Source organism: Micromonospora sp. H61, assembly GCF_018070325.1.
Classification (GTDB): Bacteria; Actinomycetota; Actinomycetes; order Mycobacteriales; family Micromonosporaceae; genus Micromonospora; species Micromonospora salmantinae.
In genome coordinates this window covers 73,079-99,806 of the sequence record NZ_JAGPXY010000014.1, presented here as the reverse complement: position 1 = coordinate 99,806, position 26,728 = coordinate 73,079, and the positions used below count along the sequence as shown (strand labels likewise).

Genomic DNA, 26,728 nt, shown 5'->3' with positions numbered 1-26,728 from the left:
GCCTCAGATGACCTGGCCGGGCTGCCCGTTCGCGTCGACCACCGGTCGGCCGACCGCAGCCCACTGGCGCATCCCGCCGTCGGCGTTGCGTACCTGCTCCCAGCCGTTGTTGATCAGGTAGGCGACGACCTGGGCGGAACGTCCGCCGGAACGGCAGACGACAGCCACCTCCCGGTCGGTGGGCACCTCGGCCAGCCGGGCCGGCAGCTCCATCATCGGCAGGTGGTGGGCGGTGGGCGCGTGGCCGGCCGCCCACTCGTCGTCCTCCCGCACGTCCAGCAGGTAGGTCTCGTCGGCGATCTCGGTCACGGGCACGGTGGGAACCTGGGGTCCGAACACAGGAAGCAACACTAGATCCTCATGGGCCGGTTCGGCACCGACCGGGCCGTCGGCACCGTCACAACCGGGACACCCAGCGAGGGTTGGCCTGCGCCCAGGCCGGCACCTCAGTGCCGCGGAGCGCCTCGAAGAGCCCGTTGCCGCCGTTGTCCAGCACCACGTACGAGACCTCGTCGATGGTCTGCGGCGAGGAGGGCACCTGGACGCCGCGCATCCCGTCGGGCGGCAGCGCGCGCAGCGCGAGGAGCAGGTCCTCCAGGGGTACGCCGTTGGTGTCGACGGTCAAGGAGCCGCCGACCGCCCGGAGCACCTGGTCCAGTTTGACGGGGTTGCTCCGCAGGTCCGCCCTGCCGGCGCTGTCCAACATCGCCCGGAGCAGCTGCTGCTGGTGGTGCTGCCGGTCGTAGTCACCGCCGGGCAGGTCGTAGCGCTGTCGGACGTAGTCCAGCGCCTGCGCGCCGTCCATCTGGTGGCAGCCGGTGGGGAAGACCCGGTTGGTGTGGATCGAGCGGACCTCGGTGTCCACGCACATCTCCACCCCGCCGAGCAGGTCGATGACCTTCCGGAAGCCGGAGAAGTCGATCAGCGCGGCGCCGTCGAACCGGATTCCGGTGAGCCGGTGCAGGGTGGCGGAGAGCAGTTGGGCGCCGGCCTGCCCGCCGCCGCCGTGCTCGTACGCGGCATTGATCTTGTCTTGACCGCCGCCGAAGCCGTTCGCAGGCGGGATGGCGACCAGCAGGTCACGCGGGATGGAGACCAGGTACGCCTGCCGCTGCCCGGCGGGGACGTGCACGATGAGGATGGTGTCGGAGCGTTGGTCGGGGCCGCTGTCGCCCGGGCGCCGGTCGGAGCCGACGAGGAGGTAGTTGAGCGGCCCGTCCAGGTCGGTGCGGTCGGTGCGGGCGTCGGCGTCGAGCAGTTGCTCCTTGGTCACCGTGCGGTCGTAGCGGTGGCTGAGCGTCTTGAGCCCGGCCACGGCGAGCCCCGCCAGTAGGACGAGAGCCAGGCCGATGCCGAGCAGGATCCGCGGCCAACGGGCGCGAGGCGACCGGGCGGACGGGGCCGTCCCGGCCCGGCCCGTTGCGTTCCGTCCCCACCTGGACGTGACCGCCTCCCCGCAGCCGATACGTGAAACCTGCTCACGTCAGGCTACGGGCGGTGAGGAGGTCGTCGCTGGCTTTCCGCGACTCCCGGCCCTCACTTGCGGGTGGAGATCACCTCGGGGTGGGTGAAGACGAATTCGGCGAGCTTGTCCTGCTTGACCGCCTGGAACATGGCCATCGTCTCTTCGCTCAAGCCCTCGGTGTTGTTGTCGTTGGCGTTGAAGGTGCCATTGTTGGTCTTGAGCATGGTCAGCTCGTTGCCGGTGACCCCGCGCATGGTGAAGATGAAGTCCTCGATCGGCACGCCGCCGGTGTCCAGCACGAACGCCTTGCCCGCCGCCTTGATCAGGTTGTTCATCTTGGCCGGGTTGGACAACATCCCGCCCTCGGTGGCCTTCTTCGCCATCGCCTTGATCAGCTGCTGCTGGTTGGCCTGCCGGTCGTAGTCGCCGTTCTTGAGGGACTTGCGCTGCCGGGAGTAGTCCAGCGCGGCCCAACCCTCCATCTCCTGGCAGCCCTTCTTGTGCACCACCGGGGTCCGCTGCTTGCCGGTCTTCTTGGCGTCCGCGTTCCACATCGGCTTGCCGTCGACGTACGACATGTGCAGCGACTTGACCTCCTGGCTGACGCAGATCCGCACCGTGCCCAGGGTGTCGATGACGTTCTTGAAGCCACCGAAGTTGATGATCGCCGCGCCGTCGAAGCTGATCCCGGTGAGGCGCTTGATCGTCTGGGCCATCAGCTGGGCGCCACCCTCCCAGCCGCCACCGTTGGCGGCACCGGCCTGGAACGCGGCGTTGATCTTTCCGGAGCCGCCGCCGTAGCCGCTCTTCTTGAACGCCGGGATCTGCGCCTCGGTGTCCCGCGGGATCGAGATCAGGTACGCCTGGTCGTGCGTGGCCGGAATGTGCAGGACGATGATGCTGTCGGAGCGGACGTCGTCGGCGGCCCAGCGCTCCCGCGCGTCCACGCCGAGCAGCAGCATGTCGATCGGGCCGTCCAGGCTCGCACCGCCCTCGGCGTCGGACTTGCCGGCGTCACCCAGCAGGTTGCCCTTCGCGATGCCGCCGGTCGCCTGCCCGATCAACGCCTTGCTGCCGACGATGGCCACCCCGCTGCTCAGCATCAGCACGGCACCGAAGACGACGGTCAGCCTGGCCCAGAGCGGGTCCTTGCGCTTGGTCCGCTTCTTCGACCCACCACCACCCGGGCGGTCGCCACCGCCACCACCGCCGCTGCCGGGCGGACGCGAGCCCGGCCCGCCGCCCGAGGGGCGTGCCTGCGCGGGTATGGCCGCAGCGACTCGACCGCTGGGGGCGGCGGACCCGGAGGAAGAAGGGCGACGACTGGCCTGAACCGGCATGCGTGCTCCAGCTCGTGATCAGGAGGGGGCGGCACCACTGTACGTACATCAAATCGACTTGGCGAGTTCATCCCGGGTCAATCCGGACGTCGAATTTCGCAGACTCAGTCGATCGTCGCTGCTCGATGACCCGAACGGCTGGTGCCAGCCGGGCCACGGTCAGCCGCCGTCGTTGCTCTTCGGCGGGTTCGCCTTGACCCAGTCGGCCATCGTGTCTCCGGACATGGCCTGGTACATCGCGAGCGCCTTCTCCCGGTCCGACACCACCACCGACTCGCCGTTGATGGTGTCGCTGCCCGAGTTCGGGCTGGTCACAAAGGTGAGGTTCTGGCCGCGCAGGTTACGGAACTGCAGCGCCATGTCTGTAACCGAGAAAGTCTGGTCGACGGTTACGGCCGCGGTCACCGACTTGAGGAAATCGTTGAGCTTCTTCGGGTTCGCCAGCGTGCCGGTGCTGGCCGCCTTGTCCATCAGTGCCCGAAGGAACTCCTGCTGGTGCCGCATCCGGGCGAAGTCCCCGTCCGGGAACTGCTTGCGTTGCCGGATCCAGTCCAGCGCCTCCGCGCCGTCCATGTGGTTGGTGCCCTTGGTGAAGGTCCGGTACGGCTTGTGGATCGAGGTGATGGTGCGCTCCACCTTCAGGTCCACCCCGCCGAGAGCGTCGGTGACCTCCTTGAAACCGCCGAAGTCGATAGCCATCACGTGGTCGATCCGAACGTCGGTGAAGCACTCCACGGTGCGTACCGCCAGCGGCAGCCCACCGAACGCGAACGCTGCGTTGATCTTCGCGCGCGAACCGGAGCCGCAGTCCGCGCCGGCGCTCTCCGGGATCGGCACGTACAGGTCCCGGGGGATGGAGACCAGGTAGGCCTCCTGGTGATCGGCCGGAATGTGCATGACGATGATCGTGTCGGCGCGCCACTGACTCTTGCTGTCGACCGGCGCGTCCGGGTCCCGTGAGTCGCTGCCGACCAGCAGGATGTTCAGCGCACCGTCGACGGTCTTGGCGGGCCGACCACCGGTGATCTCCGAGAACGGGTCGGTGCGGGCCAGGTCACTGTTGAGGTTGCGGGCGTACAACCAGGCGCCGACGCTGCCGAGCAGCGCCAGCACCAGCACCGCGGCCCCGGCCACCAGGGCGATCCGACCCCAACGCGGTCGCGGGCCGCGCCGCCCCGACCCGCCGGTGCCACCCGGCCCACCGGGCCCGGTGGGCCCCGCCGGGCCGCCGGACCGAGGCTGCTCCTCGTCGTACGACGGGTAGAAGCGCGCCTCGGTCGGACGGGCGCGCCCGGAGGCGCCCCGATCGGGGCCGGGCACCGATGCGCGCCCGGCGCTGCGGTGCAGGTACGGATGCGGGACACCGGCTGACGAGGTCGCGGACATGTAACTCAGGGTACGTAGCGGGAGCCACTGCCGCCTTCAGGCGACACTCAGCGGCAGGCGGTACGCGAAGATCTGGTTACCCTAGCCGCGACCGGAAGTACTCGATCGTGCGTCGCAGGCCATCTTCGGGCGCGACCGACGGCTCGTATCCGAGCAGTTCACGAGCGAGCGTGAGATCCGGTCGACGCATCTCCGGGTCGTCCGAGCTGCGGGTGACATAGGTCACCTTCGAGGTGCTGTCGGAGAGCGACACGATCAACTCGGCGAGTTGCCGCATGGTCAGCTCGTGCTCGGTACCGCAGTTGACCGGGCCCGTCTCGGTCGAGTCGAGCAGCAGCAGGATGCCGCGCACCAGATCCTCGACGAAGCAGATGGACCGGGTCTGGTTACCAGTGCCGTGCACGGTGATCGGCTCGCCGCGCAGCGCCTGGGAGATGAACGTGGGGATGGCGCGGCCGTCGTCCGGGCGCATCCGCGGGCCGTACGTGTTGAAGATCCGGACGATCGCCGCGTCGAGCCCCCGGTAGCGGTGGTACGCCATCGTCGCGGCCTCGGAGAAGCGCTTGGCCTCGTCGTAGACGCTGCGGACCCCGATCGGGTTGACGTTGCCCCAGTAGGTCTCCCGCTGCGGGTGTTCCTTCGGATCTCCGTACGCCTCGGAGGTGGAGGCCATCAGGAACCGGGCGCCGTCGGCGGCCGCGCGCTCCAGCAGGTGCAGGGTGCCGACCGAGCCGACCCGGAGGATCTCCACCGGCAACTGGGCGAAGTCGGTGGGGCTGGCCGGAGAGGCCATGTGCAGGATCGCGTCGAACCGCTCGGCCAGCGCCGGGTGGTGGGTCGGCAGACCGTCGGAGATGTCCGCCTCGACGAGGGTGAAGGTCGGCCGATCCAGCAGGTGGGCGACGTTCTCCTTGGAGCCGGTCACGAAGTTGTCCAGCGCCACCACCGTGCAGCCTCGGGCGATCAGGGCGTCCACCAGGTGTGACGGGACGAAGCCAGCTCCGCCGGTGACGAGGACGCGGTGATCGGAACCAAAGCGCTCAGCAACCTTCATGCGGCTCAGCCTACCGACCGCCGAATTCGCGGAAGGGGTCCCCTGTTGACGTCGCACGTCAACAGGGAACCCCTCGACAGGTGCCGCGATCAGTGGGCGCCAGAGCCGGTCAGGGCGCGCACCTCCAGCTCCGCGTACTTGTCCTCGTCGTGCTCCTTGGAGATGACAGTGCCGATCCACCCGCAGAGGAAACCGAACGGGATGGAGAGGATGCCCGGGTTGGACAGCGGGAACCACTGCCAGTCGTGGTTCGGGAACATCGAGGTTGCCGCACCGGAGACCACCGGCGAGAAGAACACCAGCAGCACGGCCGAGAGCAGCCCGCCGTAGATCGCCCACACCGCGCCGGAGGTGTTGAACCGCCGCCAGAAGAGGCTGTAGAGGATCGCCGGCAGGTTGCCCGAGGCGGCGACCGCGAAGGCCAGCGCCACCAGGAACGCCACGTTGAGGTTCTGCGCGTAGATCGACAGGGCGATCGACACCGCGCCGATCCCCAGGGCGGAGATCCGGGCGACCCGCACCTCCTGCCGCTCCGACGCCTCACCCTTCTTCAGCACGTTCGCGTAGAAGTCGTGCGCCAGGCTGGACGACGAGGCCAGCGTCAACCCGGCGACCACCGCGAGGATGGTGGCGAAGGCGACCGCCGCGATGATCGCCAGCAGGGCTGCCCCGCCCAGTTCGCCGCCGAAGAAGTCGATGCCGAGCGCTTCGGCCAGCTGCGGCGCGGCGGTGTTGCCGGCCTTGTCCTGTGCCGTGATCGCCTGGCTGCCGACCAGCGCCGCCGCACCGAAGCCGAGGGCCAGGGTGAGCAGGTAGAAGGTGCCGATGATGCCGATCGCCCAGAGCACGCTCTTACGGGCCGCCTTCGCGGTCGGCACCGTGTAGAAGCGGATCAGGATGTGCGGCAGACCGGCGGTGCCGAGCACCAGGGCGATGCCCAGGGACAGCAGGTCGACCTTGTTGTAGAACGTCTGCGTCGAGTTGCCGGCGACCTCGACGCCGTACCGGAGCCCGGGTTCGAGGAACGCGCTGCCCTTGCCGGACGCGGCGGCCGCCTGGCCGAGCAGCTCCGACAGGTTGAAGTTGAACTTCGCCAGCACCAGGATCGTCATCAACAGCGCGCCGCCCATGAGCAGGAACGCCTTGACGATCTGCACGTAGGTGGTGCCCTTCATGCCACCCACTGTCACGTAGATGATCATCAGCGTGCCGACCATGATGATGGTGGCCACCTTCGCGGTGTCCGCGTCCATGCCGAGGAAGGTCGTCCCCGGCCGGATGCCGAGCAGCAGCGCGACCAGCGCGCCTGCGCCGACCATCTGGGCGAGCAGGTAGAAGATCGACACCGTGATGGTGGAGACCGCCGCCGCCGTACGCACCGGACGCTGACGCATCCGGAAGGCCAGCACGTCCGCCATCGTGTACCGGCCCGAGTTCCGCAGCAGCTCCGCGACCAGCAGCAGGGCCACCAGCCAGGCGACCAGGAAGCCGATCGAGTAGAGGAAGCCGTCGTAGCCGTAGAGCGCGATGATGCCGGCGATGCCGAGGAACGAGGCGGCCGACATGTAGTCGCCGCCGATCGCCATGCCGTTCTGGAAGCCGGAGAAGGACCGGCCGCCGGCGTAGAAGTCGGTCGCCGTCTTGGTCTGCCGGCTGGCCCAGATGGTGATGCCCAGGGTCACCGCCACGAAGACCAGGAACAGCGTGATGGTCAGGTTGCGGGCGGTGTGATCGCCCGCCTCAGCCGCGAGGAACGTCTCAACCGCGTGAACCGTCTTCACGGGTCACCTCCCCGATCTCGGCGCGGATCCGGTCCGCGATGGGGTCGATCTTCCGGTCCGCGTACCGGGAGTAGAGCCAGGCGATCAGGAACGTGGAGACGAACTGGAGCAGGCCGAAGACCAGTGCGACGTTGATGTTGCTGCCGAACAGCTTCGTGCCCATGAAGTCCCGGGCGTACGCGGAGAGAATGACGTAGAGCGCATACCACAGGAAGAACGCGACGGTCATCGGGAAGACGAAGCCGCGCAGCGCACGCCGCAGCCCGGCGAACTCGTCCGACCGTTGTACGGCCAGGTACTTGTCCGACTGGGAAGCGGCCGGAGCGGGTGTGTCCGTGGACATCTGTGGATCACCACCTTCACAGGCGTCAGAGGAGTTTCGCGCACCGTAAAGAGCGCACTCCCCGGCAGGGAAGGCTGAGATCGACGCCGGTCGGCGAGTGCGCCGAGCGGTTGGCTGGCTGCGCCAAGTGACTCAGGTCACTGCGATGATCGGTCGCCCGTGGCGAAGGGTCCGTTCAGGTCGGCAGCTCGTGGTAGCGACCTCGGTAGTGCAGCAGCGGGGTGGCCTCATCGGCCAGGTCGACCGCCTCGATCGTGGCCTCGACCAGCAGGCCCCAGCCGTACTCCCGGGCGGTGTCCAGCCGGCATCCGACCCAGCCGCCGGCGTCCGCCGGAACCGGCCCGTACGGCGTCTCGTTCCACGCGCCGGTGGCGAAGAGCCCGCCCGGGGCGGGGAAGAGGCCGGCGAACCGGTCGGCGAGCTGCCGGTGCGGCGGGCCGAGCGGTGTGACAGCGAACCGACCCGACTCCTCGACGGCCGCCCAGAGGTCGGACTCCGCATCGATCAGCCCGAGCAGCCGGTCCGGTTCCCCCTCAGCCACCAGGGTGGACGAGACGGTCAGCCCGGCCGGACCGGGCGCCGTCCAGAGGGTCACCGGTGCGGCGAGGCGACCACGCAGCCGGCGTACCGGCGACCGTTGCCCGGTCGGCACCGCGAACGGATCGGTGTGGTGGATCTCGGCACCCGGCTCATGATTCACGTGAAACATTGTGCCGCCCCGACCCCTCGCCCAACCAAGGAAGCGCTCGTGCAGATCGGCGGGTCGTCCGCCGAGCCGGGCGAGCTGATCACCGGCCTCCGCCATCATCGTGGCCAGGTAGACCAGCAGCCCCACGCGGTCGTCTCGGTACTCAGCGAGCAGTGCCAGCCGCGCCGGCTGACACGGCCAGTGCGCGCCGCAGCCCCGACACCGCCACAGCGGCCGCATCGGCACGTGTGGCCGGCTCACCAGCCGGGCCCGGTCTTCGCGATCGGCCGAACCCGTACGGTGGTCGAAGGGTCTCTCCGGTTTGAGCGATATACCTCTGAGGCATAAATATGACTCAGAGGTATATCGCTTGTGGTGGCGTGGCGCTCCCGGCCGGCGCAGCTCACCAGCGGCCACCGTTCGCGCGCCAGGTTTGCGCCGGGGTCAGCCAACCGGCCCGGCCTGGTCGCGGCAGGGCCACCGTCGGCCCGTTCGCCCACGCGGGTGGTTGATTCGGCGGGCCTACCGACCGCTCCGATCCGGTCGCGCCCGGCACGGCCTCCGGTGCCGCAACCTTCCTTCTCCGGTACGACCACCGCACCCCGTTCCCGCCACGGATGAACCCGAACAAGGCTGATCTCCTCCCAGTCGACGAGGGCCGCCCCGATCGGGGGATGACCGGGGCGGCCCGAACGCAGGACCCAGTCGCCGGGACGTCGCCTCCACCGGCCGGGCCGCGTGCTATCCACCCTGGACTGAGCGGCGCGGACAGGGGAGGATGCCAGGACTTACTACACAGCGCAGTCACGTACTTACCGGAGAGGTAAGGATGAACGTCGAGATGTGGGTGCGGGCGTTGAAGGCCGCCCGAGCCGGTGCCGAGGTGTCCCAGGAGGCGCTGGCTACGCTGACCAAGTGGAGTCCATCCACGGTGGCCGCCATCGAGACCGGCCGACGTCGGCCGACAATGGAGTTCGCGGTCGCCGCCGACGAGGCCCTAGCCACCGGCGGCCTCCTCGCCGAACTCCTCAAGGCTGCCGACCAGGAGCGCGGTCCATCCTGGTTCGTCCCGTGGCGCGGATATGAGCAGCAGGCAACACGCCTACGTGCCTTCGAGGCGTGCCTCGTGCCAGGCCTTCTCCAGACCGAGGAATACGCCCGTGCTGTCATCTCGGCAGGCGGATTGCATCCGCCGGCTGTGGTCGACGAGCTTGTTGCGGTTCGGTTGGAACGCCAACTGCTGCTGTCCCGGGGTATGCCGCCGTATTGCGTTTTCCTGGTGGACGAGACAGGGCTTCACCGGCCGGTGGGCGGCCCCGCCGTGCTCGATGCCCAGCTTGGCCGATTGCTTGAGGTGGCAGAACTGCCGTTCGTCCGTTTGCACGTCATCCCACTGAGTGTCGGTGAGCATGTTGGCCTCGGCGGTGGGTTCGTGTTCGCCGATTTGCCGGACGGGGACAGGGTGCTCTACCTGGAGAATGCGGCTCGCGGACACGTCATGGATGACCCCGAGATGATCGGATTGATTGATCGCAAATGGGATAGTCTGCTCGGCGAAGCGCTCTCCACAGGCGCCTCAATGGATCTGATCCGGAAGCTGAAGGTGACGCCATGACGATGAACGGGCCACGCTGGCGCACGTCCACCCGTTCGACCGACTCCGGCGGCAACTGCATCGAGGTGGCGGACAATCTGCCCGGCGTCGTTCTGGTCCGGGACAGCAAGGATCGCTCCGGCCCGACCCTCAGCTTCGCGCCGGCCGCTTGGCGTGGCTTCATCGCCGACGCCGCCCAGGACCCCAGCCGACGCGCTGACTAGCGGCGCGGGGTGACAGTGGCCAGCAGCTCCGGCTGGCGGCGGTCCAGCACGTCACCGGCCAGGTACGCGCCCAGCAGCGCAGCGCCCAGCCCGTACGCGGCGCCGACCGGCAGGGCCAACCAGAGCCACGCGTCACCGAGCAGCGCGGCGGCCACCACCATCGGCACCGCGGCGACCACCGAGGCGAGCATGGCCAGCAGGGTGAGCAGCCCCTTCGCCAGGCCCGCACCGCTGTTCATGGCGAACGGGTTGCTCGTCTCCGGCAGTGAGTACGCCCCGAGCACCGAGATCAGACTGTTCACCGCCAGCCCGGCGCCGTAGGTGGCGACCAGACCGCCGATGGTGAGGCCGATCCACTCCGGTCGGCTGAGCAGAAACGACAACACCACAGCGACGACGCCCAACATCGGCAGCACGTACAGCGAGAAAGCCGTCATCCGGGCCCGCAACTCGACCCGGCCGGGCACCCCGGCCACCACGTTCGCCGCGTACGCGCTGCCGTCGAAGCCGAACTGGTTGGCCAGGGTGACGGCGGCGAGCACGCCCACGAGGACCATGGAGATGGTGACCACCACCGGTGAGCTGTCGCTGGCAGCCGCCGTGAACCCGGCGCCGTCATCGAACGCGAAGTCCCCGCCCGTAACGTTGATCAACACCGGTACGAAGATGCCGACCACCGCGATCGTGATCAGGTTGGCCCGGCGGCGCGCGTCCCGCCACCAGTAGCGGGCCTCCCGGGCGACCAGGGCACCGAACCGGTCCCGGCCGGCCCAGGCGGCGACCCGGGGAAACAGTTGGGCGACCGCGCCGCCGGTGACCCCGCGCCGCACCGGGGCCTTACCGGCGCTCGCCGCACCCACCATCGCCGACTCGATCGACCGGGACCACCAGGCCAGCAGGGCGCCGAGCGCCACCACGGTGATCAGCAACTTGACCGGCGCCGCCCACACCCGCCCCTGGGCCACGTCGATGCCGACGGTCCATGGAGCGCCCAACGGCGTCCAACCGATCACGGTCGCCACGCCGGCCAACCGGGTCCAGTCCGCCTCGCGCAGCGCGGCGAGGCCGAAGACCTGCAACGGGCCGAGCAGCGCGGCCGTCACCGCCAGCAGCACGGCCGCCAGGTCGCGGACCCGTCGGGACCGCAACATGGTGGCGAAGGCGCTGGTCACCGCCCGGCTGGCGGCCACACAGAGCAGCAACCCGGCGAGCACACCCACGACGGCTACCAACCCCGCCGACCAGCCACCCAACGACCAGGAGGTCAGCACCAGCCCGAACGACGCGATGAGCACCGCCAGCACCGGCACGCTGATCAGGGCCGCCACGAACAGGCCGGTCACCAGTGTGCGCCGGGGCAGCGGCAGCAGCGCGAACCGGGCCGGGTCCAGTGTCTCGTCCACACCGAAGAAGACCAGCGGCAGAAACAGCCAACCCAGCACCAGCAGCCCGCCACCGGCCGCCGCGACCAGCACCGCGTACCGGCCGTTGCCGGTCAGGCCCGGCGCGGCGAAGAGGAAGAACCCGGCGGCGGCGAACCAGAGCCCGAGCAACGCGCCACCGACGAACAGGGCGATCCGCCAGCCCTGGCCCCGAAAGTTGTTGCCCATCACCCGCAGCTTGAGCCGCACGAAGTGGCGAGCGGAGACAGTGCGTACGGGCGCGGCGGGGGTGGCGTCCGCGCTCACTGGGAGAGCCACGACAGCTCCTCGCCGGTCGCGGTGCGCCCGCCGACCACCTCGACGAAGACCTGCTCCAACGAGCGCCCGCCGCGGACCTCGTCGATGGTCCCGACCCGCTTGATGGTGCCGCCGGCCAGGATCGCCACGTGCGAGCAGAGCCGCTCGACGACCTCCATGACGTGACTGGAGAAGACCACGGTGCCACCGCCGGCCGCGTACCGGGTGAGGATGTCTCGGATCAGTGCTGCGGAGACCGGGTCGACCGCCTCGAACGGCTCGTCCAACACCAGCACCCGGGGGCCGTGCAGCAGCGCGCAGGCCAGACCGATCTTCTTCTTCATGCCCGCCGAGTAGTCCACCACCAGTGTGCGACCGGCGTCGCCGAGCGCCAACACGTCCAGCAGCTCGGCTGCCCGCTGGTCGACCACCGCCGGGTCCATCCCCCGCAACAACCCGTTGTACGCCAGCAGCTCCGCGCCGGTGAGTCGGTCGAACAACCGGACCCCGTCGGGCATCACACCGAGCAGCCGCTTGGCGGTGACCGGGTCCTGCCAGACGTCGTGCCCGAGCACCCAGGCCGAGCCGGCGTCCGGTCGCAACAGCCCGACCGCCATCGACAGGGTGGTCGTCTTGCCGGCGCCGTTCGGGCCGAGCAGGCCGTAGAAGGAGCCGGCGGGGACGTCCAGGTCGACGCCGGCCACCGCGATCGTGCCGTCGAACCGCTTGGCCAGGCCACGCAGTGCGAGCGCGGGGTGCTCAACAGTCATGCGCCGACGTTATCCGTCGATCGCCAGTTCCGCCGTCCGGCGACGGGCGGACCCGCGATCATCCCCGAGGCGGACGATGAGTGCGCCGATCTTGCAGCTTCTGTTGTCGAGATGGGGTGTTATGAGCCTTGTGTCGGGACAGAAAGTGCAAGATCGCGAAACGAGCTCGGTGTCGTGTTCGGCAGCCTCGTTCCGGCCGACACCCACTCTCCGTGCGCCCTCTGATGCAACCGGCCGTCGTGCCGGCGGGTGACAGTGGCAGAAGCGACAACGGGGGAGGGGACGTTGGACAGAGACGACGGCTTCGAGGAGTTCTATCGAGCCACCAGACACCGGGTCGTCACCGTGCTGTACGCCCTCGGTGGCGACATCCATGAGGCGCAGGACGCCGCACAGGAGGCGTACGTGCGGGCCTGGCAGCGCTGGCAGCGCATCGGCGAGTACGACGATCCGGAGGCGTGGGTGCGCGGCGTGGGGCACCGCCTCCTCATCAACCGATGGCGCAAGATCCGCAACGGCATCCGCGCGAACCGGCGGCACGGCCCGGCCACTGCCGTGGGACCACCCTCGGAGAACACCGTCGCGCTGGTCGCGGCGTTACGTCGACTGCCGCTGGAACAACGCGAGGCGATCGTCCTGCACTATTTGGCGGACCTCTCGGTCGCTGACATCGCGACTCAGATCGGTGTACCGCTCGGCACCGTCAAGGCCCGGCTCTCCCGGGGCCGCCAGGCCATGGCCCCCATGCTCGGCACCACCCTCCCCGAGGAGGTCAGCAATGCCTGATCAGTTCTTCACCGACATCTACCGCGACACCGAGCACCTGAGCTGGGCCCCGACCGCACAGGTGCGGGAGCGCGGCCGGCGGCGGACCCGTCAGACGAGGATCGCGGCGGCGCTCGCCGCGGTGGTGGCGGTGGCCCTGGTGGCCACCGGCGCGGTGGCGCTGGCCGGTGGCCGGGAGGGCGCGCCGACGCCGGTGCTGCCGGCGACCGGATCACCCACCCCGACACCCACGCCGTCGGCCACCTCGGCGGCACCTCGGCCGTCGACGACCAGCACCACTCCCCCCGCACCGCCATCGAGCCCGTCACGTACCAGTGGTCGGCCGTCGGCCGGTTCCACCAACCCGGCGATTCCGGCCGCAGCCATGCTGCGGCTCGCGGATCTGCCCGCCGGCTTCACGATGGCAGAGGACGACATCGACGGCGACTGGAGCCTGGAGTCAGTGTCGATCTACTGTCGCGAAGCGCCGTCGGGGACGTCCACGGCCAGGCTCGCCCAGCGAACCGTGTCGTTCGACTCGCCGACCGACAGGATGATCCAACGCGTCGTCCGCTTCTCGATTCGCGATGCTGCCCGTGAGATGGACGCGGTCCGCGCACTTTTCACCGACTGCAAACCCAGGGAGGCGACCAGTTCGATGTCGGTCCTGGCCGATGGGCTGGGGGCCGGTGACGAGTCAGTGCTGGTGGGCTCGGACATCGAGGGCGTGCGGAGCCGCTGGCTCGTCGTACGGCAGGGCGACCTGGTGGCACAGGTCGCGTTGGACATGGACACCACGCCGAAGGAGGCGCTGCGGTACGCCCGCCCGGTGGCGCAGCGGCTCTGCGCCGGCACTGACACCTGTTGACCAGGTCGCGAGCCCCGGAGTCACCTCTGCCATGGCGAAGGTGGGTCCGGGGCGAAGGCGATGGCGGTGATCGTGACCGAGCGCATCGCGGCAGCGGGGATCACTGCATCCGCAGGGCTTCCGGGGTGTGTAGGCGGAGCATGGTGGCGGCGACGTCGGCCGGGGCTCGCCGGCGGGTCGCCATCGACACGGCGACCATCACTGTGAAGGCCAGCGGCACCGTCCAGGCGGCCGGCTGCGCGATGAGCGTGGCCGGCCAGCCGGACAGCGGTGGGCCGAGCACTGTGACCAGCACCGCGCCGATCGCCGCGCCGCCGCCGGCCACCACGCCGGCGGTGGCGCCCACGTCGGTCAGCCCGCGCCACCAGATCCCGAGCACCAGCAGCGGGCAGAAGCTCGACGCGGCGACAGCGAAGGCCAGCCCGACGACCTGCGAGACGTCCAGCCCGGAGACGTGCAGCGCCAGCACCGCCGGCACACCACCGGCGATGACGGTGGCCAGCCGGAACCCGCGTACCGATCCCCGACCGAGCACGTCCGTCGAGATCACCCCGGCGACACTGGTCAGCAGGCCGGACGAGGTGGAGAGGAACGCCGCGAAGGCGCCCGCGGCGACCAGCGCGGCGAGGAGCCGCCCGGCCAGGCCGTCACCCAGGGCCGCTTCGGGTAGCAGCACCACCACCGCGTCGGTCTGGCCGCTGAGCAGCAACTGCGGGGTGTAGATCCGGCCGAGGACCCCGTACAGGGTGGGCAGCAGGTAGAACGCGCCGACCAACGCCAGCACGACCAGGGTGGTCCGACGGGCCGCCGCGCCGTCCGGATTGGTGTAGAAGCGCACCAGCACGTGCGGCAGGCCCATGGTGCCCAGGAAGGTGGCCAGGATCAGCGAGTACGTGGCGAACAGGCCCCGGTCGTCGTCACCGGCGGCGCTGGGCAGCAACCAGTCGTTGGCGTCGGTGGCCACCCCGGAGACGTCCGGCACCGGGTCACCGGCGGCGAACGTCAACTCGTCGCCGGGGCGTACCTCCCGGATGTCACCGTCGGGCAGGGTGAGGGTCGCGCGGTGCTCGACCACGACGGTGGTCGCGGCCCGGAACGTCGGCCCGTCGGGCGGGGTCACCGCCGGGCGGCCGTCGGCCTGCCACTGCAGAGCCAGGAAGATCACCGGTACGGCGAGAGCGGTCAGCTTGAGCCAGTACTGGAACGCCTGCACGAAGGTGATCGCGCGCATGCCGCCCAGCGCCACGTTCGCGGTGACCACGGCCGCCACCAGCAGGGCTCCGAGGGGGTACGGGGAGCCGGCCACCGTGGCCAGGGTCAGCCCGGCACCCTGGAGCTGCGGCACCAGGTACAGCCAACCGATGAAGATCACGAAGGCGGTGGCCAGGATGCGGAGTCGACGCGACCCCAGCCGCAGCTCGCAGAAGTCGGGCAGGGTGAACGCGCCGGAGCGGCGCAGTGGCGCGGCCACGAAGAGCAGCAGGGCCAGGTAGCCGGCGGCGAACCCGACCGGGTACCAGAGCACGTCCACGCCGTACTTGAGGACCAGCCCCGCGATGCCGAGGAAGCTCGCCGCCGACAGGTACTCCCCGCCGATGGCGGCGGCGTTCCAGGTCGGACTGATCGCCCTGGACGCCACCAGGAAGTCGGACGTGGTCCGGGCCATCCGCAGCCCGTAGAAGCCGATCCCGACGGTGACCAGGGTGACCGCGACGATGGCCGGGACCACGAAGTCGTTGCCCACTCAGCGCTCCGGCCGTTGCACCAGGTCGGTGAAGTCCTGCTCGTTGCGCTCGGCCAGCCGCACGTACGCCCAGCCCACCCCGATCAGGAACGGGAAGGAGGCCACCCCGAGCAGCAGCCACGGCAGGTTGACGCCGGCGACTGTGGTCCGGCCGAGCGAGGGCGCGATCGCGAACAGCCAGGGCAGCCCGCCCAACCCGATGGCCACCACCAGGGACAGCCGCAACGCCAGCGCGAGTTGGGCCCGGACCAGGCCGCGGACCAGCGCCTCGCCGACCTGGGTCTGCTGGGCCAGCTCGGCGCGGGTCCGCTCGGCGCGGGTGTCCTGCCTGGTGATCTCGGCCAGCACGATCCGGGACCGCCGGGGCGGCGGTACCGCACCGCTCGACCCCACGTCGGGGAGTTGCTTGGCCACCCCGGCAGTCTCGCCCGCCGTACGCGATTGTCAAGCGTTCATGCTCACCAGCGTTGCAACCCGAGGCAGTCGGTCACGCCGGCGCTCACCCGGGTCGTGTCGAGAACCCGACGGGCGCGTTCCCGGCCGAGGTTCGCCGCCCAGAACCCGTCCCGGGGCAGCTCGGCGGCGATCTCCCCGAGTGCGCAGGAGCGCATCGGCTCGGGCAGCCGACCCAGGGCCGGTACGGCGTCCGCCGACAGCCCGGACAGGTAGCCGACGTCCAACCGGCCGGTCTCCAGGTACCTGTCGACGTTCCGTTCGGCGATCAGGCGATCCGGGTTGAGAAGTGCCAACCCGAGCAGCGCCAGCACCGCGGTGCCCACCACCAGCCGGGGGAGCCATTCGGCCCGCAACCGCACCACGGCAACCCCGACCAGGACGAAGAGCAGCCCGAGCCAGAGTTCGACCGTCGACACGACGAGCCGTAGTCGGGTGGCACCGTACGCGTCGGCGTAGACCTGCATCCGGTAGAGCGCCGAGGCGACGATCACCAGACTGAGCGCGGTGAGCGTGCCGAGCAGTACGCGGACCAGCAGCCGGTCCCCCGGGGTGGCCTTCGGTGCCCGGCGGGCGGCGATCGCGATCACCAGCAGGGTGAGCGCGGTGACGGCGAGCAGTTGCCAGAACCCGCCGCGGGCGTACTGGGCGTAGGTGAGCCCGGCCGTCCGCAGCACGTGCCCCGCCCCGCCGAACAACACAGTCAGCTGGACCAGCACGAACGCGGCGAACAGGGCGTCGAGCAACACCAGCGGGAGGGTCCACTCCAGCCGGTGGGCCGGTCGTGACGGCGCCGGTCGCAGCCCCTCCAGGTCGGGTGGGCGGCTGACCAGGTACGCGGCACCAAGCAGACCGCCACCGATCAGCAGCAGGCGGAACGCCCAACCGATCACACCGGGCACCGAGATGTCGGGCAGCAATCCGGTGACCAGATCGGCGAAGACCGCGTCGGCGGAGGAGAAGAGCACCCCGAACAGCAGCAGCAGGCCGGCGGAGATCGCCAGGCTGGTGATGATGCGTCCGACCTCGATACCCGACCCGGTCGGACGGCCGCTGCGTAGACCGCGTACCGCCCACGGGAGCGCCCGTACCGTCGCGGCCGGCGGCAGCGTCGCGGCGACCAACATTCCGAGCGGGCTTCGCCCGCCGGTCACCGCGAGTGTCCCGGTCACCGCCGCTGCGAGCAGGCAGAGGGCGAAGAGCCAGCCGGCGGCCCGGACCGTGCCGACGGCGACCAACACCACCGTCGCGGCAGCCCAGACGACTTGCGCCACCCGCCCCGGTGCCCCCGTGGCACCGGGGCGGGCGGTGGCCGCCGCAGCTGTCGTGGCGGTCGGTGTCGCGGTCGCCGTCGCGGCGGTCGGCCTGGTGACGTCCGCAGCCGACGTCAACGTCCTGGAACGGACGACGCTGGCGGTGACGAGGGCGGCGGTGCCGGCGAGCGCGGCCACCAGCCAGCCGAGTCCGGGACGAACCATCGTGAGCGTCGAGGCGCCGACGACCGCCGCCGCCGTCAGCGCCGCCAGGACCAGCGGACCGGCCGGACCGGCCGGCCCCGGCCAGCGCCGCTCGATCAGCCCTGGTGGCCTGGCAAGGGTCGGGGCGGCCGGCCCGGGTCGGGGTTGAGCGGCGGCTGGTGGGCCAGCCGGGCCGGGTCGAACGGTCGGGGAGACCTGCGGTCCGCTCGGCCCGGTGGCCGGGAGAGGGGTGCTGCCGGGGCTGGTCATGCGGCCTCTTCTCGGTATGGCCCGTCGCACGGGATGGTGACCTGAATGCGGCAGCCGGGCCGGTCACCCCGGTCTGGTCCGGCGGGATCGAGGACACCGATCCGACCGCCGTGCAGTTCGACGACCCACCGGGCGATGGCCAGGCCGAGCCCGGTCCCCCCGCCGACCGACCGGTCGCCGCGGGTGAATCGCTCGAACACCCGGGAACGCTCGTCCGGCGGTATGCCCGGGCCCTCGTCGCTCACCTCGAAGCGGAGCTGGTCGCCGTGTTCCTCTGCGCACACCCGTACCGTGCCGCCGGGTGGGCTGTGTCGGGCCGCGTTGTCGAGGAGGTTCGCGAAGACCTGGTGCAGGCGCCACGGGTCCGCGTGGACCGTCAGCGGTGCCGGCAGGTCACGGAGCTGGAAGCGCACGTCCAGACCGGCGCCGGACGCGCTGGCCGTGGCGTGCTCCACCGCCTCGTCGAGGAAGTCTCCAACGTCGATGCGTACGCGCCGCAACGGCACCACCCCGGCGTCGAGTCGGGACAGGTCGAGCAGGTCGGCGACGAGGTGCCCGAGCCGTTCGGTCTGGGCCAACGCCGAACGCAGCGCCGCGGGTTCGGGATCGGCGACCCCGTCCACCATGTTCTCCAGCACGCCCTGCAGCGCGGTGATCGGCGTACGCAGCTCGTGCGAGACGTTGGCGATCAACTCGCGTCGGCGCTGGTCGGCGGCGTGCAGGTCCTCGGCCATCTTGTTGAACGCCTGGGCCAGCTCGCCGACCTCGTCGCGGGAGGTGGCGCGTACCCGACGGGTGTAGTCGCCGCGCGCCATCGCCCCGGCGGCCGCCGTCATGTCCCGCAACGGCGAGGTCATGCCGTGGGCGAGCACCTGCGAGGTGAGCAGGGCGACGGCGATCGCGGTGGCCGAGGTGATCGGCGGCGGCCAGCCGATGCCGTACGAGAAGTAGGCCAGCCCGGCCGCCCCGGAGGCGACCAGCAGCACACCCAGCTTCAGCTTGATCGAGCGCACCGGGTCCAGCGGTCGGGGCAGCAGCTCCAGCACCCGGTCCAGCCGGGTGAGCACTGTCGCCGTCATGACGGCAGCTCCAGGGCGTAGCCGACGCCGTGCACAGTGCGGATGAGGTCGGCACCCAGCTTGCGGCGCAGAGCCTTGATGTGGCTGTCCACGGTGCGGGTGCCGCTCCCGTCGCCCCATCCCCAGACCTCGGCGAGCAGCCGTTCCCGGGGGAGCACCGTGCGGGGCCGCCCCGCGAGGTGGACCAGCAGGTCGAACTCGGTCGGGGTGAGGTGCACGTCCGCGCCGGCCCGGCGGACCCGTCGCTCGGCCTCGTTGATCTCGATGTCGCCGAGGCGGATGGCGGGCCGCGCGGGAGTGGCGGCGGCCCGCTCCATGCGACGCAGCAGGACGTGCACCCGGGCGGTGAGTTCCCGCATCGAGAACGGCTTGGTGAGGTAGTCGTCCGCGCCGACCGCCAGCCCCACGAGCAGGTCGGTCTCGTCGTCCCGGGCGGTGAGCATCAGCACCGGCACCGGCCGGTCGGCCTGGATCCGGCGGCACACCTCCAGACCGTCGAAGCCCGGCAGCATCACGTCGAGGACGACGAGATCCGGCTGTCCGGCGTGGAACTGGGCGACAGCGCTGGGCCCGTCCGCCGCGATCTCCACAGTGAAACCCTCGGCCCGTAGTCGGGCGGCGATGGACTCGGCGATGGTCCGTTCGTCCTCGACCACCAGTACCCGGCGTGCGCTCATGGGTCCTGACTGTAGGGAGCGGCCGTGGAGATCAGTGGTTTGCGTTGTGAATAACCTGTGGAGAACCGGTCACGGCTGTGGATAACTCGGGGATCATGCCGGCTGGCGTGTGGGAACTCCGGAGGCTCGTTGTGGACAACCGACCGAGCTTGCGGAGAGTCGGGCCATCCGGGCCGGTGGGATGGCCCGACTCTCCGGAACCCGAGTCGATCATCGATGGCCTGCGGTCACTCCAGGCCGACGCGCTCCGGCCGGGCCGAGGCGGAGCCGAGCCAGGTGTGCGGGTTGCCGTACCAGCACCAGCCCAGCTTGGGTGCGCCCTGGCTGATCCACAGCGCCGGCACCCGCTTGTCGCCGCACCGGGAGCCGACCAGCGAGAAGCACCGGTTGCTGGCCAGCGCGGTCGGGTGCAGCGTGATGAAGGCGAGCCCCTCGTCGATGCTCAGCGGCAACCGGCCCTGAGCGGTGATCCCCTCCATGGCAGTGGCCGGGGCCAGATTGCGGAACTCCTCGCCCCGGTCGACGTCGAAGAGCAGGTACGCCGGACCGGCGGGCACCTCCAGCTCCTTGATCGGATCGAAGCGGGGCAGGTCGTCGTCGGCGTAGTTCCGGTCGATGACCCCGGGCTTGCTCTTGCCGGCCAGGGTGGTCAGCTCCACCCGTTCCGGCACACCGATCAGGTCCCGGGTGGTGACCAGCAGGAACGGCACCCGGGCGTCGGTGGGGGCGGGTAGCCCGGCGGTGCCCTCGACCGCAGTGGCCCGCAGTGGCGCGACCAGGTCGCGGAAGGCGCTCTCGGTCAGCCCGGCGAGGGCGGGGTAGCCGAGCTGCACCAGTCGGTCGAGTTGGCTGTCGAACTCGGATTCGGCGTCGAACGGGGTCTCGGTCACGGCAGGCCTCCCGGAAGTCGTACGGACTAGCGTACAACGTACGGTAGGGCTGCTTCCATTCCCGGCTCAGCGACTCCAATCCTGCTTCGCGGCCCTGACCAGCTTGTCCTTCAGCTCCCGGGTGTGCCGCCGGCTCACCGGCAGCTCGGTCGAGTCGATCACCACCACGTAGCCGGAGTTGACCAGCCGCAACTCCGCGATCAGCTTCAACTGCACCAGGTACGACCTGTGCACCCTGACGAAACCGGCATCGGCCCAGCGCTCCGCCAGCGTGGCCAGCGAGACCCGCACCAGGTGCGACCCCTCCGCGGTGTGCAACCGGGCGTAGTCGCCCTGCGCCTCCACCCAGCGCACCGCCGATCGGGGCAGCATCCGGGTGGTGCCGGCCAACTCGATGGGGATGGTCGGGTCCTCCTCCGCGCGGGCCAGCGCCGCCGGGTGCGACGGCACCACCCGCGAGCCGATCACCCGGCGCAGCGACTCGGCCAGCCGATCGGCGCGCACCGGTTTCCGCACGTAGTCGGTGGCGCCCAGATCGAAGGCGTCCACCGCGCCGTCGTCGTACGCGGTGACGAACACGATCGCCGGTGGCCGGGCGAAGCGGCGCAGCACCCGGGCCAGCTCCATGCCGTCCAGGCCGGGCATCCGGATGTCCAGGAAGACCACGTCCACGTCGCCGTCGCGCAGCAGCCGCAGGGCCTCGGTGGCATCGCCCGCCGTGTGCAGCCGGGCCACCCGGGGGTCGGCCCGCAGGTGGTACGCCAGTTCGTCGAGCGCGGGCGGCTCGTCGTCCACCGCGAGGACGCGCAGGAAACCGGACGCGTTCACCCCACCCGTTCCGGTCCGCTCGCTCACGACCCTGCCCGCACGCCGGGGTGGAACTTCGGCACCCGCATGCTCACCTTCGTGCCCGAGCCCAACCCGGTCTCCACGACCAGGCCGAACCGGTCCCCGAAGACCGAGCGCAACCGCTCGTCGACGTTGGAGAGGCCGACGTGCTGGCCCGTGTCGTCGCCCGGGTCGCCGGTGCCGCGGGCCAGCTCGGCGATGCCGGCGGTCAGCGTGGTCGGATCCATTCCCACTCCGTCGTCCTCCACCGTGATGTGGCATTCGGCCCCCGCGTCCCGGGCCTCGATGCTCACCATGCCCGTGCCCGGCTTGCGGGACAACCCGTGGCGAACCGCGTTCTCCACCAACGGCTGGAGGCAGAGGAACGGCAGCGTCACCGGCAGCACCTCCGGGGCGATCTGCAACCGCACCTGCAGCCGGTCGCCGAACCGGGCCCGCTCGATGGTCAGGTAGCGGTCGATCGACCGCAGCTCCTCGGCCAGCGTGGTGAACTCCCCGTGCGCCCGGAACGAGTACCTGGTGAACTCCGCGAACTCCAGGATCAGCTCCCGGGCCCGCTCCGGGTCGGTGCGTACGAACGAGCCGATCGCGGTCAGCGCGTTGTAGATGAAGTGCGGGCTGATCTGCGCCCGCAACGCACGGATCTCGGCGCGGGCCAGCCGCTCCCGCGACGAGTCCAGCTCGGCCAGGGCGAGCTGGTTGCCGGCCCAGTGCGCCGTCTCGAGGGTGGCCTGCACCAACCCCGGAGGCGGCGGGCTGTCGGCGACCGCCACCAGCGCGCCCACCACCCGGCCGTCCGCCCCCAGCAACGGCGCGACCACCGCCCCGCGGACCGGGCAGTCGACCCGGTCGCAGTGCAGTTCCTGCTCACCAAGCACCGTCGAGCGGCCGCTGTCCACCGTCCGCTGGGCCGCCACGAGCAGTTGCTCTCCGTGGTGCGTGCCGCGCCCGTCGAGGGCCAGCAGCCGGTCGGCGTCGGTGAGCGCCAGCCCGACCGCGCCCACCAGCGCCCGCAGATGCCGTACGGCCTTCGCCGCGCCCGCCTCGCTCAACCCCGCTCGCAGCGGCTCGGCGGCCAGGCCGGCGGTGTGCAGCACCTCGTAGGTGGCCCGCTGGGTGGCGGTCGCGATGCCACGGCGGGCCCGCAGCCGCAGCACCGCCAGCAGGGCTGCGGTCAGCGCGGTGACGAGTGAGACGACGCCGACCACGGCGGAGAGGTTGGCAGCCACGCAGCGATCCTCGCCCCTGGGAGCCGGCGCGCCAACTCTCTAGTACGCGCCCTTGCGGGCGAGCACCACCCCGACGGTGCGCCACAGGATGCTCAGGTCGTACGCGAGCGACCAGTTGTCGACGTAGTAGAGGTCCAGTCGGACCGACTCGTCCCAGGACAGGTCGGAGCGGCCGGAGACCTGCCACAGCCCGGTCATGCCGGGGCGGACCAGCAGTCGGCGCCGCACGTCACCCAGGAAGTCACCGTCGTCGGCCGGCAGCGGGCGGGGCCCGACCAGCGACATCTCGCCCCACAGCACGTTTATCAGCTGCGGCAGCTCGTCCAGCGACGTGGCCCGCAGGAAACGACCGACCGGGAAGACCCGAGGGTCCTCCTTCATCTTGAACAGCATGCCGTCGGTCTCGTTCCGATCGACCAGGCTGGCCAGCCGGTCCTCGGCGTTGACGTACATGGTCCGGAACTTCCACACCCGGAACGTGCGCCCCTCGTGCCCCACCCGGGGCTGCCGGAAGAAGACCGGCCCGGGGTCGGAGATCCGGATCGCCACGCCGATGGCAAGGAAGAGTGGGATCAGCAGCAGCAGGCCGAGACCGGCGGCGACCCGGTCCATCAGGTTCTTGGCCAGCAGCGCCGGCCCGGAGAGGGTCGGCTCCTCGACGTGCAGCAGCGGCAGACCCTCGATCGGCCGGATGTGCACCCGAGGGCCGGCGATGTCGGTGAGCTGCGGGGCGACCACCAGGTCGACGCCGGAGCCCTCCAGCTGCCAGGCCAGCCGGCGCAACTCGCCCGGCTCCGCGCTGGCCGACCCGCAGACGGCGATGGTGTCCCCACCGACCTCACGGACCAGGGCCAGGACGTCACGTCCGGCGTACACCGGAACCGGGGTCGGCATGCCTCGGGCCGCCGCGTACCCGTCGGTGATGTGGATGGCGACGGGCATCAGCCCGGCGGCCGGGCTGCGGGTGACCGCCGCGTAGACCTCCAGGCACTCGGGCAGGGTGCCGACCAGCACCATCCGGTGCGCGGCCTGGCCGGCCCGCCGCCGGATGTAGTGCAGCGCCCACCGGGCGACGAAACGGCCCCACAGGATCAACAGCGTCGCGCCGACCAGCGCCGTGCCCACGGTGAACCGGGAGAGCTGGGTGACGGTGGAGAAGGCGAGGAAGGAGACGCTCGCGGCCACCGTTACCGACGCCCGAATCACCCGCTTGAACTCGTCCGGGCCGAGCCCCAGGTAGCGCCGGTCGTAGGCCCGGTTGCTCCAGAGGATCACCACCCAGCCGAGCGGCAGCAGCAGGTAGGAGACGGTGTGGAACCACGTCGGGTCCTGCTGGGTGCCGGAGAACCCGGAGGCGGCCTGGTCGAACAGCTGGATCGCGATCCAACTGGCGAACGCCGCCGCGCCGAAGTCGAGCAGCAGCAGGATCGCGATGTAGGGGCGGTGCCAGCGGGAGACACGGCGTCGCGCCCTCGTCCAAGCCGACCGAGGTACGCCGTTGTGGGACGGCGGCGTCGGCGGCTGGATCTCGAAGCTGTCGACGTGCCGCACGAGTCTGCTCCGGCCTTCGTTGGTTACCGGGCGCTGGAGGCTTGCCGTCACCTCACCCATGTCCTCCCGCATGACACGGGCCGCTCACTCGGCGTGAAGGCCCGGGTCGCCCACCGTCCCAGTCTCCCACGCGGCCTCCGACCGATCGTCGCCCCAAAGGAGATTGGCGACCGACGGTGCTGGCAGGATCTGGCCGGCTCCGCACCATTTCAGAAGCCGGGGACCGGGCCACTATACCGATGGATGCGCGCGTGGCGAGAAGGGCGGACCGGAGCTTCCGCTCAGGGAGGGCGATTCCGCTCCGTAGCCCTGAAGTGCAATTACTCACCGTACGAGGCGGGACAACCGACGGTCAGCGAGCGGCTTGCCGCCGGTCTGGCAGGTGGGGCAGTACTGGAGGCTGGAGTCGGCGAACGACACCTCGCGCACGGCGTCCCCGCATACCGGGCAGGGCAGCCCGGTGCGCGCGTGCACCTTCAGGCCGGAGCGCTTCTCGCCCTTCAGTTCCGCGGCCCGCTGACCGAGGGACCGCTCGACCGCATCGCCGAGGACCTGTCGGGTGGCGGCGTGCAGGGTGGCGATCTGGGCGTCGGTGAGCCGATCGGTGATCGCGAACGGAGACAGCTTCGCGGCGTGCAGGATCTCGTCGGAGTACGCGTTGCCCACCCCGGACAGCACCGACTGGTCGGTCAGCACCCCCTTGACCTGCCCCCGCCTGCTCCGCAGCCGCTCGGCGAAGAGGGGCAGATCCGCGGCGAGCGCGTCCGGGCCCAGCTTGGCCACCCCGGGGACCGTCGCGAGGTCGGTGACCAGATACGCGGCCAGCTTCTTCTGGGTGCCGGCCTCGGTGAGGTCGAAGCCGGAACCGTCATCCAGGCGTACCCGCACCGCGATCGGGCCCTTGCCCGGACGCAGTGGGGTGGTGGCGGGGAACGCCTCCCGGTAGTGCAGCCAGCCCGCTCGCGCCAAATGCACCACCAGGTGCAGGCCGCCCTCGAAGAGGACGTCGAGGAACTTTCCGTGCCGACTGGCGTCGACCACCGCCCGGCCGGCGACCTCGGACGGCGCCGGCTCGTACGTCTTCAGGGCGCTGATCGCGGCGATCTCCAGCCGATCGACGCGCCGCCCCACCGCGCGCTGACGCAGGTAACCCGCGAGCGCCTCAACCTCCGGTAGTTCGGGCACGACACAACGGTAGCCTTCTTTCCCGTGAGAATCGTGGTGGCACACAACCGGTACCGGGAAGCCCAGCCTTCCGGTGAGAACACGATCGTCGACTCGGAGATCGCGCAGCTCACCGCCGCTGGCGTCGAGGTGCTGCCCTTCATTCGCAGTTCGGACGAGATCCCGTCGATGTCGAAGGCGGCGAAGGCGCTGCTGCCGATCTCGCCGATCTGGGCGCCGCGCGCCCAACACGACCTGAGCCGGCTGCTCACCGAGCACCGACCGGACGTTCTGCACCTGCACAACCCGTACCCTCTGATCTCGCCCTGGGTGGTGCGGACCGCGCACCGGCACGGCGTGCCGGTGGTGCAGACGGTGCACAACTACCGGCAGGTCTGCTCGTCGGGGATCTACTTCCGCGACGGCGTGATCTGTCAGGACTGCAAGGGTCGGGCGTTGGGTGTGCCAGCGATCAAGCACCGCTGCTACCGGGACTCGGCGGTGCAGAGCGCGCTGATGGCGACCACCCTGGCCGTGCACCGGGGCACCTGGCGCTCGGTCGACCGGTACATCGCGCTCACCTCGGCGATCGCCGATCACCTCCGCGACTACGGCATTCCGGACGAACGCATCGTGGTGAAGCCGAACTCCGTACCCGACCCGGGTCGGCCGGCACCGCTGGGTGACGGGTTCCTCTACATGGCGCGGCTCTCTCCGGAGAAGGGCGTCGACCTGCTGCTGGACGCCTGGCGCCGGCACCCGGTGGGTTCGTTGGGCACGCTGCGGGTGGCCGGCGACGGCGAGCTGCGCCACCTCGTGGAGGCAGCCGCCGCCGAGCGACCCGACGTGGTCTACCTCGGTCAGCTCGACCGGGCCGGCGTGCAGGCCGCAGTCGAGGCGAGCGCTGTGGTTATCGCCGCCGCGATGTGGCACGACGTGCTGCCCACCGTGATCATCGAGGCGTTGGCGAACGGCCGACCGGTGCTCGGTACGGCGCTGGGCGGCATTCCGTACCTGGTGGGGGCCGACGCCCCGCACGAGCCCGCCGGCACTGGTCCGGCCGCCGTCGCCTCGGCCGTCGCCGGCCACTCCCCGCCGCCGGCCGGTCCGTCCGGGGTGCCGGCCGGCCTGGTCACCGGCACCGCCGGCTGGGTGGTCCCGCCGGACCCGGCCGCGTTGGCCGCAGCGCTCCCGGTCGCGCGGGCCGGTGCCGCCGCGCTATCCGCACCGGCCCGGCTGCGGTACGAGCAGACTTTCCACCCGGACGTCGTCATCAAGCGACACCTTGACGTCTACGCCGGCCTGTCCCGCCCTCATTGACCCCCCGGCCTACTTGCTCCCGCTCAACCTTGCTTGCCGGGGCGGCCTCGGCTCCCGCACTGTCGATACCCCCACTTTGCCCCGCCCG

At 70.7% G+C, this 26,728-nt stretch carries 25 protein-coding genes; 5 read left to right on the top strand and 20 right to left on the bottom strand.

From position 1 onward, the window contains the following. Window positions 1–3: 3 nt before the first annotated feature. The 8 genes from KBX08_RS10225 to KBX08_RS10190 all read right to left on the bottom strand — a co-directional run bounded on the left by KBX08_RS10225 (window position 4) and on the right by KBX08_RS10190 (window position 8,297). Window positions 4–339 carry a rhodanese-like domain-containing protein gene (locus tag KBX08_RS10225; protein WP_030487745.1) on the bottom strand — a complete coding sequence of 112 codons (336 nt, stop codon included), beginning with the start codon at window positions 337–339 and terminating at the stop codon, window positions 4–6. Between the two features lie 58 nt (window positions 340–397). After that, window positions 398–1,315 carry an LCP family protein gene (locus KBX08_RS10220; protein ID WP_307850502.1) on the bottom strand — a complete coding sequence of 306 codons (918 nt, stop codon included), beginning with the start codon at window positions 1,313–1,315 and terminating at the stop codon, window positions 398–400. Between the two features lie 221 nt (window positions 1,316–1,536). Further along, on the bottom strand, window positions 1,537–2,805 hold the full coding sequence (locus KBX08_RS10215; protein ID WP_210782736.1) for an LCP family protein: 1,269 nt from the start codon (window positions 2,803–2,805) through the stop codon (window positions 1,537–1,539). 159 nt (window positions 2,806–2,964) lie between these two features. Further along, window positions 2,965–4,191, bottom strand: a complete 1,227-nt coding sequence (locus KBX08_RS10210) for an LCP family protein (protein ID WP_210782734.1) — start codon at window positions 4,189–4,191, stop codon at window positions 2,965–2,967. Between the two features lie 76 nt (window positions 4,192–4,267). Continuing rightward, window positions 4,268–5,245, bottom strand: a complete 978-nt coding sequence (locus KBX08_RS10205; protein WP_210782732.1) for an NAD-dependent epimerase/dehydratase family protein — start codon at window positions 5,243–5,245, stop codon at window positions 4,268–4,270. A gap of 89 nt (window positions 5,246–5,334) precedes the next feature. Further along, complete coding sequence (locus KBX08_RS10200; protein ID WP_210782730.1) at window positions 5,335–7,026, bottom strand: cation acetate symporter; 1,692 nt, start codon at window positions 7,024–7,026, stop codon at window positions 5,335–5,337. Next, window positions 7,004–7,369: a DUF485 domain-containing protein gene (locus tag KBX08_RS10195; protein WP_088950720.1), complete on the bottom strand. Its 366-nt coding sequence runs from the start codon at window positions 7,367–7,369 to the stop codon at window positions 7,004–7,006. The genes KBX08_RS10200 and KBX08_RS10195 overlap by 23 nt, the downstream gene beginning before the upstream one ends. 175 nt (window positions 7,370–7,544) lie before the next feature. Next, window positions 7,545–8,297, bottom strand: a complete 753-nt coding sequence (locus KBX08_RS10190; protein ID WP_210782772.1) for a flavin reductase family protein — start codon at window positions 8,295–8,297, stop codon at window positions 7,545–7,547. A 589-nt stretch (window positions 8,298–8,886) separates the two neighbouring features. Between KBX08_RS10190 and KBX08_RS10185 the strand changes: the two genes are divergently transcribed. Both KBX08_RS10185 and KBX08_RS10180 read left to right on the top strand, forming a co-directional pair. Further along, window positions 8,887–9,672, top strand: a complete 786-nt coding sequence (locus KBX08_RS10185; RefSeq protein WP_210782728.1) for a helix-turn-helix transcriptional regulator — start codon at window positions 8,887–8,889, stop codon at window positions 9,670–9,672. Continuing rightward, complete coding sequence (locus KBX08_RS10180) at window positions 9,669–9,875, top strand: DUF397 domain-containing protein (protein WP_210782726.1); 207 nt, start codon at window positions 9,669–9,671, stop codon at window positions 9,873–9,875. The genes KBX08_RS10185 and KBX08_RS10180 overlap by 4 nt, the downstream gene beginning before the upstream one ends. Here KBX08_RS10180 and KBX08_RS10175 read toward each other — a convergent pair. Together KBX08_RS10175 and KBX08_RS10170 are read right to left on the bottom strand one after the other, a co-directional pair. Then, on the bottom strand, window positions 9,872–11,575 hold the full coding sequence (locus KBX08_RS10175) for an ABC transporter permease (RefSeq protein ID WP_374101935.1): 1,704 nt from the start codon (window positions 11,573–11,575) through the stop codon (window positions 9,872–9,874). The genes KBX08_RS10180 and KBX08_RS10175 overlap by 4 nt on opposite strands. Continuing rightward, window positions 11,560–12,324, bottom strand: coding sequence for an ABC transporter ATP-binding protein (locus KBX08_RS10170; protein ID WP_091396824.1), 765 nt, complete (start codon window positions 12,322–12,324; stop codon window positions 11,560–11,562). Before KBX08_RS10170 ends, KBX08_RS10175 begins: the two co-directional genes overlap by 16 nt. A 285-nt stretch (window positions 12,325–12,609) precedes the next feature. Here KBX08_RS10170 and KBX08_RS10165 point away from each other — a divergent pair, with 285 nt between their 5' ends. After that, the gene (locus tag KBX08_RS10165; RefSeq protein ID WP_210782724.1) at window positions 12,610–13,110 is read left to right on the top strand and encodes a SigE family RNA polymerase sigma factor; all 501 of its coding nucleotides are present in this window, start codon (window positions 12,610–12,612) and stop codon (window positions 13,108–13,110) included. Beyond that, window positions 13,103–13,957, top strand: coding sequence for a hypothetical protein (locus KBX08_RS10160; RefSeq protein ID WP_210782722.1), 855 nt, complete (start codon window positions 13,103–13,105; stop codon window positions 13,955–13,957). Before KBX08_RS10165 ends, KBX08_RS10160 begins: the two co-directional genes overlap by 8 nt. A 100-nt stretch (window positions 13,958–14,057) precedes the next feature. On the opposite strand, the gene KBX08_RS10155 is transcribed toward KBX08_RS10160, so the two are convergent. From KBX08_RS10155 to KBX08_RS10110, 10 genes are all read right to left on the bottom strand, one after another. After that, the gene (locus tag KBX08_RS10155; protein ID WP_210782720.1) at window positions 14,058–15,701 is read right to left on the bottom strand and encodes a cation acetate symporter; all 1,644 of its coding nucleotides are present in this window, start codon (window positions 15,699–15,701) and stop codon (window positions 14,058–14,060) included. Beyond that, window positions 15,702–16,115 carry a hypothetical protein gene (locus KBX08_RS10150; protein WP_238687560.1) on the bottom strand — a complete coding sequence of 138 codons (414 nt, stop codon included), beginning with the start codon at window positions 16,113–16,115 and terminating at the stop codon, window positions 15,702–15,704. Between the two features lie 44 nt (window positions 16,116–16,159). Further along, window positions 16,160–17,881 carry a DUF4153 domain-containing protein gene (locus KBX08_RS10145; RefSeq protein ID WP_210782718.1) on the bottom strand — a complete coding sequence of 574 codons (1,722 nt, stop codon included), beginning with the start codon at window positions 17,879–17,881 and terminating at the stop codon, window positions 16,160–16,162. Continuing rightward, the gene (locus KBX08_RS10140; RefSeq protein WP_210782716.1) at window positions 17,878–18,960 is read right to left on the bottom strand and encodes a cell wall metabolism sensor histidine kinase WalK; all 1,083 of its coding nucleotides are present in this window, start codon (window positions 18,958–18,960) and stop codon (window positions 17,878–17,880) included. Before KBX08_RS10140 ends, KBX08_RS10145 begins: the two co-directional genes overlap by 4 nt. Then, a complete protein-coding gene (locus tag KBX08_RS10135; protein ID WP_210782714.1) occupies window positions 18,957–19,637 on the bottom strand; it encodes a response regulator transcription factor in 681 nt (226 codons plus the stop codon). Before KBX08_RS10135 ends, KBX08_RS10140 begins: the two co-directional genes overlap by 4 nt. A 227-nt stretch (window positions 19,638–19,864) precedes the next feature. Further along, window positions 19,865–20,527: a DUF5701 family protein gene (locus KBX08_RS10130; protein ID WP_210782712.1), complete on the bottom strand. Its 663-nt coding sequence runs from the start codon at window positions 20,525–20,527 to the stop codon at window positions 19,865–19,867. A 66-nt stretch (window positions 20,528–20,593) separates the two neighbouring features. Next, window positions 20,594–21,355, bottom strand: coding sequence for a LytTR family DNA-binding domain-containing protein (locus KBX08_RS10125; RefSeq protein WP_088950711.1), 762 nt, complete (start codon window positions 21,353–21,355; stop codon window positions 20,594–20,596). A 23-nt stretch (window positions 21,356–21,378) separates the two neighbouring features. Continuing rightward, window positions 21,379–22,605 (bottom strand): sensor histidine kinase, encoded by a 1,227-nt coding sequence (locus KBX08_RS10120; protein WP_210782710.1) that lies wholly within the window; start codon window positions 22,603–22,605, stop codon window positions 21,379–21,381. Between the two features lie 39 nt (window positions 22,606–22,644). Continuing rightward, on the bottom strand, window positions 22,645–24,216 hold the full coding sequence (locus KBX08_RS10115; protein WP_210782769.1) for a sugar transferase: 1,572 nt from the start codon (window positions 24,214–24,216) through the stop codon (window positions 22,645–22,647). A 264-nt stretch (window positions 24,217–24,480) separates the two neighbouring features. Next, window positions 24,481–25,341, bottom strand: coding sequence for an Fpg/Nei family DNA glycosylase (locus KBX08_RS10110; protein ID WP_210782709.1), 861 nt, complete (start codon window positions 25,339–25,341; stop codon window positions 24,481–24,483). A 24-nt stretch (window positions 25,342–25,365) separates the two neighbouring features. Here KBX08_RS10110 and KBX08_RS10105 point away from each other — a divergent pair, with 24 nt between their 5' ends. Beyond that, on the top strand, window positions 25,366–26,640 hold the full coding sequence (locus tag KBX08_RS10105; protein WP_210782708.1) for a glycosyltransferase: 1,275 nt from the start codon (window positions 25,366–25,368) through the stop codon (window positions 26,638–26,640). Window positions 26,641–26,728: the final 88 nt, after the last annotated feature.